The sequence below is a fragment of the Arthrobacter sp. NamB2 genome (assembly GCF_005281365.1).
Classification (GTDB): Bacteria; Actinomycetota; Actinomycetes; order Actinomycetales; family Micrococcaceae; genus Arthrobacter_D.
The window spans coordinates 404,062-417,093 of the sequence record NZ_SZWI01000002.1; the positions used below are offsets into that span (position 1 = coordinate 404,062).

General features: G+C 68.1%; 10 protein-coding genes. 7 read left to right on the forward strand and 3 right to left on the reverse strand.

Features of this window, described 5'->3' with window-relative positions; all coding sequences use genetic code 11:
• Window positions 1–15: 15 nt before the first annotated feature.
• Genes FDK12_RS05600 through rhaI form a run of 3 tightly spaced genes read right to left on the reverse strand, consistent with a single transcriptional unit; the run spans window position 16 to window position 4,776 of the window.
• Complete coding sequence (locus FDK12_RS05600; RefSeq protein WP_223263110.1) at window positions 16–1,500, reverse strand: rhamnulokinase; 1,485 nt, start codon at window positions 1,498–1,500, stop codon at window positions 16–18.
• 13 nt (window positions 1,501–1,513) lie between these two features.
• On the reverse strand, window positions 1,514–3,613 hold the full coding sequence (locus tag FDK12_RS05605; RefSeq protein WP_137368624.1) for a bifunctional aldolase/short-chain dehydrogenase: 2,100 nt from the start codon (window positions 3,611–3,613) through the stop codon (window positions 1,514–1,516).
• Window positions 3,610–4,776 (reverse strand): L-rhamnose isomerase, encoded by a 1,167-nt coding sequence (rhaI, locus tag FDK12_RS05610; protein ID WP_189636268.1) that lies wholly within the window; start codon window positions 4,774–4,776, stop codon window positions 3,610–3,612. The genes FDK12_RS05605 and rhaI overlap by 4 nt, the downstream gene beginning before the upstream one ends.
• A 221-nt stretch (window positions 4,777–4,997) precedes the next feature.
• Here rhaI and FDK12_RS05615 point away from each other — a divergent pair, with 221 nt between their 5' ends.
• The 7 genes from FDK12_RS05615 (at window position 4,998) to FDK12_RS05645 (ending at window position 13,028) form a co-directional block, all read left to right on the forward strand.
• Window positions 4,998–6,029 (forward strand): LacI family DNA-binding transcriptional regulator, encoded by a 1,032-nt coding sequence (locus FDK12_RS05615; protein ID WP_137368625.1) that lies wholly within the window; start codon window positions 4,998–5,000, stop codon window positions 6,027–6,029.
• A 125-nt stretch (window positions 6,030–6,154) separates the two neighbouring features.
• A complete protein-coding gene (locus FDK12_RS05620; protein WP_137368626.1) occupies window positions 6,155–7,702 on the forward strand; it encodes a sugar ABC transporter ATP-binding protein in 1,548 nt (515 codons plus the stop codon).
• A complete protein-coding gene (locus FDK12_RS05625) occupies window positions 7,699–8,745 on the forward strand; it encodes an ABC transporter permease (RefSeq protein WP_137368627.1) in 1,047 nt (348 codons plus the stop codon). The genes FDK12_RS05620 and FDK12_RS05625 overlap by 4 nt, the downstream gene beginning before the upstream one ends.
• A gap of 76 nt (window positions 8,746–8,821) precedes the next feature.
• Window positions 8,822–9,922 (forward strand): ABC transporter permease, encoded by a 1,101-nt coding sequence (locus FDK12_RS05630; RefSeq protein ID WP_137368628.1) that lies wholly within the window; start codon window positions 8,822–8,824, stop codon window positions 9,920–9,922.
• Between the two features lie 60 nt (window positions 9,923–9,982).
• Window positions 9,983–11,044 (forward strand): rhamnose ABC transporter substrate-binding protein, encoded by a 1,062-nt coding sequence (gene rhaS / locus FDK12_RS05635; protein ID WP_137368629.1) that lies wholly within the window; start codon window positions 9,983–9,985, stop codon window positions 11,042–11,044.
• Window positions 11,045–11,189: 145 nt separating this feature from the next.
• Window positions 11,190–12,659: an L-fucose/L-arabinose isomerase family protein gene (locus FDK12_RS05640; RefSeq protein WP_137368630.1), complete on the forward strand. Its 1,470-nt coding sequence runs from the start codon at window positions 11,190–11,192 to the stop codon at window positions 12,657–12,659.
• 42 nt (window positions 12,660–12,701) lie between these two features.
• Window positions 12,702–13,028, forward strand: a complete 327-nt coding sequence (locus FDK12_RS05645) for an L-rhamnose mutarotase (RefSeq protein WP_137368631.1) — start codon at window positions 12,702–12,704, stop codon at window positions 13,026–13,028.
• Window positions 13,029–13,032 lie beyond the last annotated feature (4 nt).

The window sequence follows — 13,032 nt, forward strand, 5'->3', positions numbered from 1 at the left end:
GGCACGCCGGAGCCTCTACGGCCGGTACGCCGGGAGCAGGGGCTGTTGCTCGCCGGTCACCAGGTGGGCAGGTTCGTAGCGGATCGTCCGTGCAGCGGCACGGGCCGCTGTCCTGATGCCTGCAAGTCCGGCTCCGTCGGCGAGGAGGCCGGCAGCACGGGCCTGGACGAGGACGTTGCCGAGCGCAGTGGCTTCCACCGGCCCCGCGAGGACGGGAAGTCCCGTCCGGTCCGCTGTCAGCTGGCAGAGCAGGGCGTTCTGAGAGCCGCCACCCACCACGTGGATGACGTCGATCCGTGTGCCGGACAGTCGCTCGGCGTCGCGCAGAGTGCGCGCGTAGGCGTTCGCGAGGCTGTCCAGGATGCACCGCACCACGGCTTCGCGTGACGACGGTACAGGCCCCCCTGCTGCCCCGGCGGCGCGACGGATACGGGACGGCATGCCGCCAGGCGCCAGGAACTCGGTGCTGTCGGCGTCGACCGTCGGTCCGCCCGGAGGCAGGTGTCCCGCGCCGGCGAGCAGGTTGAGGAGGTCGGGTTCGGGCCCCTCGATGCTCCACTCCCGCAGGCACTCCTGCAGGAGCCAGAGACCTCCGGTGTTGCGGAGGTACCGGATGGTCCCGTCGACGCCCCGCTCATTGGTGAAGTTCGCGGCGCGGCTCTCGGCGGTCAGGATGGGCGCCTCGAGTTCGACGCCCACGAGGGACCACGTGCCGGAGGAGATGTAGGCGAAGTGCGGTGATTCCGCCGGAACGGCGGCGACGGCGGATGCGGTGTCGTGCGACCCCACGGCGACGACGGCGGTCCGCTCCGTGAGGCCCGTCGCCTCCGCGGCCGCGGGGGACAGGCGCCCGATGACCGATCCGGGCTCGACGAGCGGCGGGAAGAGATCCGGTGACAGGCCGAGTGGTGCGAAGAGGTCCGCCGCCCAGGTGCCCGTACCGGCATCGAGCAGGCCCGTGGTCGATGCGTTGGTCGATTCGGTACGGCGCACGCCCGTCAGTCGGTACGCGAGCAGGTCCGGGATGAGCAGGGCCTGGACGCCGTCCAGCGAGCGTTCGGCGGCCAGCTGATAGACCGTGTTGAAGGGCAGGAACTGCAGCCCGGTGCGCGCGTAGAGCTTCTCCGGAGGTACTGCCGCGTGGACGACGCCGATGGTCGACTCGGTCCGGGCGTCGCGGTAGCTGAAGGGAAGGTGGCGCAACCGGCCGGCGTCGTCGACCAGTCCGTAGTCCACGGCCCAGGTGTCGATTCCGATACTCGTGACGGTGTCGCCGGCCGCGGCCGCCGTTCCGGCGGCGGCCGCGAGCCCGGTGAGAACCTCCTCGAAGAGTGACTCGATGTCCCAGCGCAGCGCACCCCCCAGGAACTGTGCGCCGTTCGGGAAGCGGTGGACGGTGCGCAGCTCCGGACCATCCTCCGTCAGCCTGCCCAGGATCACGCGTCCGGAGGAGGCGCCGATATCGACGGCGGCGAACACCTCCCTCTGGGCCCCATTCATCGCACCGGCCATGTCAGCGCAGGAACGCCGCGGCGACGCCGGCGTCCACGGGGATGTGCAGGCCCGTGGTGTGCGAGAGTTCGGCGGAGGTCAGGACGGCGACGGCGTTGGCCACGTTCTCCGGCAGCACCTCGCGCTTGAGGAGCGTGCGCTGCGCGTAGTACTCGCCCAGCTTCTCCTCCTCCACGCCGTAGACGGCAGCGCGCTTGGCACCCCACCCGCCGGCGAAGATGCCGGAGCCGCGCACTACGCCGTCGGGGTTGATGCCGTTGACGCGGACGCCGTAGCCGCCCAGTTCGGCGGCGAGCAGGCGGACCTGATGTGCCTGGTCAGCCTTCGTGGCGCTGTAGGCGATGTTGTTGGGCCCCGCGAACACGGAGTTCTTGGAGGAGATGTAGATGATGTCCCCGCCCATGTCCTGCTCGATGAGCACCTTCGCGGCGGCCTGCGACATGAGGAAGGAGCCCTTCGCCATGACGTTGTGCTGCAGATTCCAGTCCTTCTCGGTCGTCTCGAGGAGGGGCTTGGAGATGGACAGCCCTGCATTGTTGACCACGAGGTCGAGTCCGCCGAAGGCCAGCACGGCGGCCTTCACGGCCTCCTGGACCTGGGCGGGATCGGTGACATCTGCCTGGACGCCGATGGCGACGTCGGACCCGCCGAGTTCCTCGGCGACGCTGTTCGCGCTGTCGATGTTGAGGTCCGCGATGACCACGCACGCGCCCTCGGCAGCCAGCCGTGTGGCGATGGCCTTGCCGATGCCCGACGCCGCCCCGGTCACGAGGGCGATGCGCCCGGCGTGCGACTTCGGCTTCGGCATGCGCGCGAGCTTGGCCTCCTCCAGGGCCCAGTACTCGATGCGGAACTTCTCGACCTCGTCGATGGGAGAGTAGGTCGAGATTGCTTCCGCCCCGCGCATCACGTTGATCGCGTTCAGGTAGAACTCACCGGCGACGCGGGCGGTCTGCTTGTTGGCGCCGAAGGAGAACATGCCCACGCCCGGTACGAGCACGATCGCGGGGTCCGCGCCGCGCATCGCGGGTGACTCGTCCGTGGCGTGGCGGTCGTAGTACGCGGCGTAGTCCGCCCGGTACTCGGTGTGCAGTTCGCGCAGGCGTAGCAGGCAGCTCTCCACGTCGGCATCAGCCGGGAGGTCGAGGACGAGCGGCTTGACCTTGGTGCGCAGGAAGTGGTCGGGGCAGCTCGTTCCGAGCGCGCCGAGACGCGGATGGTTGGTCGAGGCGAGGAAGTCCAGGACGCGGGGATCGTCGGTGAAGTGGCCCACCTGTGCCTTGTCGGTGGAGGCGAGCCCGCGGATCGTCGGGGCCAGGGCCGCGGCCTTGGCCCGGCGCTCCTGCTCGGGGAGCGCCGCGTAGCCCTCGAGTGCGGGGCCGAAGGGCTCCGTCTTGCCGTGCTCGGCGATGTACCGTTCGGCCGTCTCGATGATCCAGAGCGAGTTCGCCTCGGCCTCGGCGGAGGTGTCGCCCCAGGCCGTGATGCCGTGGCCGCCGAGGATGGTGCCGATCGCCTCGGGGTTGGCTTCCTTGATGGCGGCGATATCGAGCCCGAGCTGGAAACCGGGACGGCGCCAGGGCACCCAGACCACCTTGTTGCCGAAGATGGTCGAGGTCAGTGCCTCCCCGTCGACAGCGGTGGCGATGGCGATGCCGGAATCGGGGTGCAGGTGGTCGACGTGCGCGGCATCGACGAGCCCGTGCATGGCCGTGTCGATGGACGGGGCGGCGCCGCCCTTGCCGTGCAGCGTGTAGTCGAACGCCGCGACCATCTCGTCCTCACGCTCGACGCCCGGGTACACCGAACGCAGGGCGCGCATGCGGTCCAGCCGCAGCACGGCGAGGCCGGTTTCCTTGAGCGTCCCGAGGTCCCCGCCGGAGCCCTTGACCCAGAGCAGTTCCACGTCCTCGCCGGTGGCCGGATCGAAACCGAGGCCCTTGGCGGACGTGTTGCCGCCGGCGTAGTTGGTATTGCGCTTGTCCGCGCCCAGGCGGTTCGACCGCTCGATGAGGTCCTGCACCGTCTGGTTGCCGGTCTGGTTGCCGTTCTGGTTGGTGGAGGTATTCGTGGCATGCCCCGTCGTCGTCGTCACTGTCATGCTCCCCATCCGGCCTGCTGGCCGCCCTGTCGTTCGCTGTTGATCCGGTCCTGGTACCCACTGGCGCGGTACGCCTCCATGGGATCCGCCGGAAGTCCCTTGGACTCGCGCCACTGCGCCAGGCCCGGGCGGACGTCCGTGTAGAAGGCGTCCATCATGATCGCGTTGGCGGCGAGGACGTCGCCGGACTCCTGCGCCGCGGTGAGCGCCGGCCGGTCGATGAGCAGTGCACGCGCCGTCATCTCCTGGACATTGAGCACGGAGCGGATCTGCCCGGGGATCTTCTCCTCCAGGTTGTGGCACTGGTCGAGCATGAGGGCGATCCCGCTCTCGGGTGCGAGGCCACCGCCGCGCACCACCTCCGCCATGATGCGGAACAGCTGGAACGGGTCGGCCGCGCCGACGATCAGGTCGTCGTCCGCGTAGAAGCGCGAGTTGAAGTCGAAGGATCCGAGCTTCCCGAGGCGGATGAGCTGCGCCACGATGAACTCGATGTTCGTTCCGGGGGCGTGGTGACCGGTGTCGAGACAGACGAGGGCCTTCTCGCCCAGTTGCAGGCAGTGCGCGTAGGAGGTGCCCCAGTCGGGAACGTCCGTGTGGTAGAACGCCGGTTCGAAGAACTTGTACTCGAGGACCAGCCGCTGGTCCTCCCCGAGGCGGTCGTACACCTTCCGCAGGGATTCCTGCAGCCAGTCCTGCCGGGACCGCATGTCGGCTTGGCCGGGGTAGTTGGAGCCGTCCGCGAGCCAGATCTTGAGGTCGCGCGAACCGGTGACGTTCATGACCTCGATGCACTCGTACATGTGGTCGATCGCCTTGTTCCGCACCGCGGCGTCGCTGTGCGTCAGGCTGCCGAACTTGTAGTCGTCGTCCTGGAAGGTGTTGCTGTTGATCGTGCCGAGCTTCACGCCGTTCTCGGCGGCGAAGTCAGCGAGGACACCGTAGTCGTCGACCTTGTCCCAGGGGATGTGGAGGGCCACGCTCGGGGCCAGCCCGGTCAGGCGGTTGACCATGCCCGCGTCCGCGATCTTCTCCTGAACGGTACGAGGCGTGCCGGGGGTGGCGAAGACCTTGAAGCGTGTTCCGGAATTGCCGTAGGCCCAGGAGGGCACCTCGATGGCGAGCTGCTCCAGCTGCGCCGCGATGTCATCGATGACAGTCATGTACTCTCTCCAGCGTGGTGGCGGCCGGGTGCTTCGTCACACCTCGGACGGCGGTTTCTCGTGGGTCTTCCCGGCATCGATCGTGCCGGGAGGGTGAAGTGCAGATGGCGTGCCTTTGAATCGTTTCAGTGACACGTTTCAAAGTTATCCTTGCTTGAGACCGAGTGTCAACAGTCCTGTCGCCGCCTTCCGTGCGCCGGGGCCTGAGCGTCGAGGAAACCATGGACAGCCGACCAGTCAGCATCAAGGACGTTGCGGATCGCGCGGGCGTTGCCATCGGCACGGTGTCCAATGTGCTCAACCACCCCGCCCGGGTCTCCGCCGCAACGAGGGAGCGCGTGCAGGGCGCCATCGACGAGCTGAACTTCGTCCGCAACGACGCCGCCCGGCAGTTGCGCGCAGGCCAGAGCCGCACCATCGGCCTGATCGTCCTCGACGTCGGCAACCCGTTCTTCTCGTCCCTTGCCCGCGCTGCGGAGGACTGCGCATCGGAGAACGGCAGCACGGTGGTGCTGGGGGACAGCGGGCAGGACGTCGTACGCGAGGCGAGGTACATCGACGTCTTCGAGCAGCAGCGCGTCCAGGGCATGCTCATCTCGCCCGTCGGTGATGTGGGCCCAAGGGTGGAGGCGCTCCGCAAGCGGGGCATGCCCGTGGTCCTGGTCGACCGCGTCGATCCGCAGCGGCGCTGCAGTTCGGTGTCCGTGGACGACATCGCTGGAGGCTACATGGCCGTGCGGCACCTCCTCGAGGCCGGGCGGAGGCGCATCGTCTTCGTGGGGACGAAGGCCGACTACCGGCAGGTGGCCGACCGGCTGACGGGCGCTCGCCAGGCGGTCGAGGAGTACGACGACGCGGTGCTCGAGGTCGTGGAAGCCGACGCCATGACCGTCCTTGCGGGCCGGGATGCCGGTGAGGAGATTGCGCGGCGCAGGGGGAGCGGACTTCCGGACGGCATCTTCTGCGCCAACGACCTCCTCGCCATCGGCGTCATGCAGGCAGTCCTGCTGATCCGCGGGCTCCGGATCCCCGAGGACCTCGCCCTCATCGGGTACGACGACATCGACTTCTCCGCCTCGACGGTCGTTCCGCTGACGACCGTCCGCAAGCCCACCGAGCTGATGGGGCGGACCGCCGTCGAGCTCCTCCTGGAAGAGATCGAAGCACCCGCTTCCCGGCGCCGGCAGGTCATCTTCGATCCGGAGCTGGTCGAACGCGGGAGCACGACGACGTCGGTCCGTGCCGGGGTCTGACGATCAGGCGGAGAGCCGACCGAGGTCACAGGTCAATTTCGGGCGGTTGACGGTGATGTGGGTCACGCCTACTATTCGAGGTGGACCGTTGCTCTGAAACGATTCATTTCCTCGGAGGGATTGCAGTGACGCACTTTGATGGTGGCAGTGTCGCCACCGACCCGGCAGCAGCAGGGACGCCCGTGCTGGCCCTCCGGGGGGCACTGAAGACCTTCGGGCCGGTCGTGGCGCTGGCCGACGGGACGATCGAGCTGGCGGCGGGGGAGATCCACGCACTCGTAGGTGAGAACGGCGCCGGGAAGTCGACGCTCGTCAAGATCCTCGCCGGCGTGCACCAGCCCGACGCCGGGGAGTTCGTCGTCGCAGGGCAGGCCGTGAGCTTCCGGAACGTCGCCGACAGCAAGGCTGCCGGCATCTCCGTCATCTATCAGGAGCCGACGCTCTTCCCCGACCTCACAGTGGCCGAGAACATCTTCATCGGCCGGCAGCCGAGGGGCCGCTTCGGGCTCATCAGCCGCGTCGAGATGCGGCGCCGTGCCAAGGAACTCTTCGACCAGCTGGGCGTGCCGATCGACCCCGACCGTGTGGCAGAGGGCCTGTCCATCGCTGATCAACAGATCATCGAGATCGCGAAGGCCATCTCCCTGGATGCCCGCATCCTCGTCATGGACGAGCCGACCGCCGCGCTCAGCGGCGTCGAGGTGGACCGGCTGTTCGCCGTCGCCCGGCGACTGCGCGACGGCGGCAGCGGGATCCTCTTCATCTCGCACCGCTTCGACGAGGTCTTCGGTCTGTGCGACCGCATCACGGTCATGCGTGACGGCACCCACATCACCACGCACGACACCGCCGCGACCTCCGTCGAGGAGATCGTCCGCGAGATGGTGGGCCGCGACATCGACGCCCTCTTCCCCAAGACCGAGACCGAAACGGGCGACGTCGTCCTGAGGGTCTCGGGGTTGACGCGTCCGGGAGTGTTCCACGACATCGACTTCGAGGTGCGGGCGGGCGAGATCGTCGCGCTGGCCGGACTCGTCGGAGCCGGGCGGACGGAGGTCGCCCGGGCGGTGTTCGGCATCGACCGCTACGAGTCGGGCACCGTCGAGATGTTCGGACGTGCGCTTCGCCGCAAGGACCCGCGGGCCGCCATCGACGCAGGCATCGGGTTCGTCCCCGAGGACCGGCGCAAGCAGGGACTCGTGATGGACCTGTCGGTGGAACGCAACGCGGCGCTCACGCTGCGCCATTCGCTCGCGAGGTTCGGCATCATCAGCGGCAAAGCCGAGCGGGAAGCCGCCGAGACCTGGGGCAAGCGGCTGCAGGTCAAGGCCGGCTCACCGGAACATGCCGTCTCCACGCTCTCGGGCGGTAACCAGCAGAAGGTGGTCCTCGCGAAGTGGCTCGCGACCGACCCGAAACTCCTCATCATCGACGAGCCGACGCGCGGAATCGACGTCGGGACCAAGAGCGAGGTGCACCGCCTGATCTCGGAGCTCGCAGGGCGCGGCATCGCGATCCTCATGATCTCCTCCGAGCTTCCCGAGGTGCTCGGCGTGGCGGACCGCGTCCTGGTCATGCGCGAGGGCCGGATCACCGGCCGGCTGGACCGCTCGGAAGCCACTGCCGAAACCGTCATGCACGCCGCCACCGCATCCCTGGAGTCCACGCGATGAGCCTCGACAGCAGAAGTGCGGCGCCCGCACACCCCACTCCCGATCATGGGCGGACGTCGGCGCTCGGCTCCCTCCTGAAGCTCCGCGAACTCCCCGTCGTGCTCGCGCTCGTGGTGCTGGTCGCCGTGACCGCGGCCATCAATCCGCTCTTCCTGAGCGAGCAGGGCATCAAGGACCTGCTGCTGAACGCGACCATCCTCATGATCCTGGCCGTGGGGCAGACGCTCGTGATCATCACACGGAACATCGACCTCTCGGTCGGCTCGATCCTCGGACTCGTGGCGTTCTCGACGGGCAGCCTCTTCGTCGCGGCACCGAACCTGCCGATCGTCGCGGTGTTCTTGCTGGGCATGCTCTTCGGAGCGGTGCTCGGCGGCCTGAACGGCCTGCTCATCACCATCGCCAAGGTGCCGGCGCTCGTCATCACGCTCGGTACGCTCTACATCTTCCGCGGCCTCAACAACGCCTGGGCGGGCGGCACCCAGTACTTCGCGGGCGATCGGCCCCAAGCGTTCGGCAACCTCTCGGTGGATACGGTCCTCGGCTTCCCCGTGATCACCCTGATCGCCGTCGTCGTCGTCGCGATCGTCGCCGTCTACATGCTCGGCACGCGCCCTGGCCGCGACCTCTACGCGATCGGTTCCGATCCCGACGCCGCCCGGTTGTTCGGCATCCCCGTGACGCGCCGGGTCCTGCTGGCCTTCGTGGTGAACGGCCTGCTGGCAGGTCTGGCCGGGGTGCTGTACGCGAGCCGCTTCAACTCGGTCGGCGCGACGACGGGAGCCGGACTCGAACTGGACGTCGTCGCGGCGGCGGTCGTGGGCGGTGTCGCCATCTTCGGAGGCAGCGGCACCGTCGTGGGAGCCGTTATCGGCGCACTGCTCCTGACGACGATCACCAGCGCCCTGACGGCGCTGCGTGTCGACAAGTTCTGGCAGCAGGCGATCGTGGGCATCCTGATCCTCGCCGCCGTCGTCATCGACCGGATCGCCGGCGTGCGGGCCGCCCGCAAGCTCCGGATCGCGGAGGCCCGCAATGTCTGACCCCTCAGGTCCACCCACTGTCGTCCAGCCCGAAGGGCACCAGCCGCGTACCGGCTCCACACCGAAAGGCAGGCGCATGGCCGCAACAGCCGGGAGCACGAAGCCCGACGCCCAAACGGGCCGGAAGCCGGGCCGGTTCGGCTCGGGCAAGGCCGATACGTCCACGGTGCTGGCCGTCCCCAAGGGTCGCACGGGTGCCGCGCGGATCCTGCTGGGGCGTGACGCCGTGATGATCTACGTGCTGCTGGTGGTCGTGCTGTACGCCGCCATCGTGATCCCGCGCTTCGCCTCGCCTGTCACCGTCGGGTTCCTCCTGCTCGACGTCATCCCGACCCTGCTCATCGCCCTGCCGATGACACTCGTCATCATCTCGGGCGAGATCGATCTCTCTGTCGCGAGCATCGCCGGACTGACCAGCGCCCTCATGGGCGTGTTGTGGCAGGGCGGCATGAACATCGCGCTCGTCCTGGTGATCTGCGTGCTGGCCGGTCTTGTCGCCGGTGCCTTCAACGGCGTTCTCATCGCCTATCTCGGCCTCCCATCCCTCGCCGTGACCATCGGTACGCTCGCCCTCCTCCGGGGCCTCGCCCTCGTGGTCATCGGTGACAACGCCGTCGCGAACTTCCCGCCCGGGCTGACCGCTTTCTTCACCTCGAAGATCGGCGGCACCGGAATCCCGACCGTGATGATCGGCGTCGTCGTGCTGATCATCGCCTTCGCCGTCGTGCTGCACTTCACGCCGTTCGGCCGCGGGCTCTTCGCGCTGGGCTACAGCAAGGAAGCGGCGACCTTCGTCGGTATCGACGTCGCCCGTTCGAAGTTCCTGCTGTACCTGGCCACGGGCACCGTGTCCGCGCTGGCCGGTATCTACTGGACGCTCCGTTACTCCAGTGCCCGCAGTGACAACGCGAGCGGCCTCGAACTCGCCGTGATTGCCGCCGTCCTGCTCGGCGGGGTCTCGATCTTCGGCGGCAAGGGCTCCATTCCCGGGGTCCTGGCAGGAGTACTGCTGATCGGCACCATCAACTATGCCCTCAAACTGGACCGCGTCTCCGAGGTGGTCCTCATCATCGTGACGGGCTCGCTGCTCATCATCTCGGTGGTTGCGCCGAATATCGCATCCGCTATCAAACGGGCACGCCATTCCAGGCGTGTCCGCACCGCACCACTTCCCTAGGCCGTCCCCCTAGGGTTGCACCCGGCGACTGGTTCCCAGCGCCCATCGAAAGGAAAAACAATGAGGTTTATTTACTCCGGAACCCGACGGCGCGCAGCTCTCGCGGCCCTCGCCACGAGCGCCGCCCTGGTGCTCAGCGCGTGCGGTGGCGGTGCGGCTTCCGAAGGCGGCGGCAGCGAGGGTGGCAGCGGATCCGACGGCGAGCAGACGATCACCTTCATCCCCAAGCAGCTCAACAACCCTTACACCGACGTAGTGCTGGGCGGCGGCGAGGACGGCGCCTCGGAAGCGGGGTTCGCAAAGTCGGAGGTCGTCGGTCCGCTGGACGCGAGTGCTTCGAGCCAGGTCTCCTTCATCAACGCCGAGACGCAGCGCGGCACCAATGTCATCGTGATCGCTGCCAATGATCCCGACGCCGTGGGCCCTGCCCTCGAGGAAGCGCGCGCGGCGGGCTCGAAGATCGTCGCCTTCGACTCCGATACGAATCCCGATTACCGCGACCTCTTCGTGAGCCAGGTCAACGCCAAGGACGTGGCCCTGGTCCAGCTCGAACTGATCTCGGAGCAGATCGGCGGAGAGGGCGAGATCGCCATCCTCTCCGCCACTGCCAACGCCACCAACCAGAATGAGTGGATCAAGTTCATGGAGGAGGAGCTGGCGTCGAACCCGGACTACGCCAACATCGAGCTCGTCGCGAAGGTCTACGGCGACGACGACGACACCAAGTCCTTCCAGGAGGCGCAGGGCCTGCTGCAGGCCTACCCCAACCTGAAGGGCATCATCTCACCCACGACGGTCGGCATCGCCGCCACCGCCCGGTACCTCTCCACCTCCGAGTACAAGGGCAAGGTCGCGCTCACGGGCCTCGGCCTGCCGAACGAGATGCGTCCCTTCGTGAAGGACGGCACCGTCTCCGAGTTCGCACTCTGGGATCCTGCACAGCTCGGGTATGTCGCGGCGTTCGCGGGCAAGGCACTGGCCGACGGCGACATCACCGGCGAGCCGGGTGACACCTTCGAGGCCGGTGAGCTCGGCGAGCGCGAGGTAGGCGAGGGCGGCATCGTCCTGGTCGGTCCGCCCACGCAGTTCAACGCAGAGAACATCGACGACTACGACTTCTAGCCGGTGAAGGGCGGGGCGTCCTCGCGGGCGCCCCGCCCTTCCCCGTCCAGCGTCCTGGCCCGGTCCCGTTCGCCGTGGCCGCCCGCATTCCTACCCGTTCCTAACCTCATTCCCGCCGTTCCTACCCGCCGTCCGAGGAGCACCCTTGACCGCCGATGCCACTGCCGGATCCGCCGGCCCGCTGGCCGTTCCTGAGCAGCTCGAGCCCATCCGCCGCCGTCCTACGCGCCTCGGTCTGGTCTCCGGCGGGCTCGGTGCGTACTGGCCGCAGTTCCCCGAGCTGCTGCCGCAGCTTCAGGAGTCGGCGCGCTACGTCACCGCCAGGCTCCGCGAGCTCGACGCAGAGGTCACCGACGTCGGCTTCGTCTCCGATGCCCGAGAGGCGGCGACTGCCGCGGAGGAGTTGCGCCGTGCGGACTGCGACCTGATCGTCATCATCCTGACCACCTACCTCACGTCCTCGATGGTCCTGCCGATCGCACAGCGGTCGGGGACGCCGGTCCTCGTGATCGACCTGCAGCCCACCGAGGCGATGGACCACGCGAACGTCGATACCGGCAGGTGGCTCGCCTACTGCGGACAATGTCCGGTGCCCGAGGTCGCCAATGTCTTCAGGAGGGCAGGAATCACGTTCCGCTCGGTCTCCGGCCACCTGAAGCAGGAGTCCGCGTGGCAGCGCATCAACCAGTGGGTGCACGCTGCCGGAGTGCGCGGCAGGCTGCGACACGCGCGCCACGGGCTCATGGGCCACGTCTACCCGGGCATGCTCGACGTCTCGACCGACCTCACCACGGTGTCGACGACGTTCGGTTCGCACGTCGAGGTCGTCGAGTTCGACGACCTCCGCGAGTTCGTCGCCGAGGTGACCGACGAGCAGGTGCGCGAGCGCGTGGCTCTGGCGCGGGACCTCTTCACCGTGGACGCATCCGTCGTCGACGAGGATTTCGCGTGGGGCGCGAAGGTGTCGGTCGGGCTCGATCGCCTCGTCACGGAGTTCGACCTGGATTCGCTGGCCTACTACCACCGTGGCCTCGCGGGGGAGCAGCACGAACGCCTGGGCGCAGGGATGATCCTGGGCGCCTCGATCCTGACCGCGCGTGGTGTTCCCATGGCGGGCGAGTACGAGCTCCGGACCTCCATCGCGATGCTCGCCGCCCACACCATGGGCGCGGGAGGCTCCTTCACAGAGATCCAGGCGCTCAACTTCCTCGACAACGTGGTGGAGATGGGACACGACGGTCCCGCCCACCTCGCCGTCAGCGCCGCTGATCCACTGCTGCGCGGACTGGGTGTCTACCACGGCAAGCGGGGTTGGGGCGTCTCCGTCGAATTCGACGTGCGCCACGGTCCCGTCACCACTTTCGGTATCGGGCAGGATCCGGACGGGTCCTACGTCTTCATCACCTCCGAGGGCACCGTGGTGCCCGGGCCCCTGCTGTCCATCGGCAACACGACGTCGCGGGTGGATTTCGGCGGAGACCCGGGCCTGTGGGTGGACGAGTGGAGCCAGACCGGTATCGGCCACCACTGGGCCCTATGCGTGGGGCACCGAGCGGCCGACGTGAAGGCGGCAGCGAGCCTCCTCGGCGTCGAGCACCGTCACGTAGCCCTCTGACTCCATCAACCAGCTCTCCAAGCAGCGAAGGAACCGATATCAATGGAGCGTGTGTGCTTCCAACTACAGGTCCGGGCCGAGCGGATCCCGGAGTACCGCGAACGGCACGCGGCGATCTGGCCCGACATGGCGAGGGCACTGAAGGCGACGGGGTGGAACAACTACTCGCTGTTCCTGCGCCCGGACGGTCTGCTGATCGGATACGTGGAGTGCGAGGACTTCGCAGCATCCCAGTCCGCGATGGCCGACACGGAGGTCAATGCCAGGTGGCAGGCGGAGATGGCGCCGTTCTTCGTGGCCCTCGACGGGCGCCCGGACGAAGGCTTCGTCCGACTCGATGAGGTGTTCCACCTGGAGGACCAGCTGTAGGGGG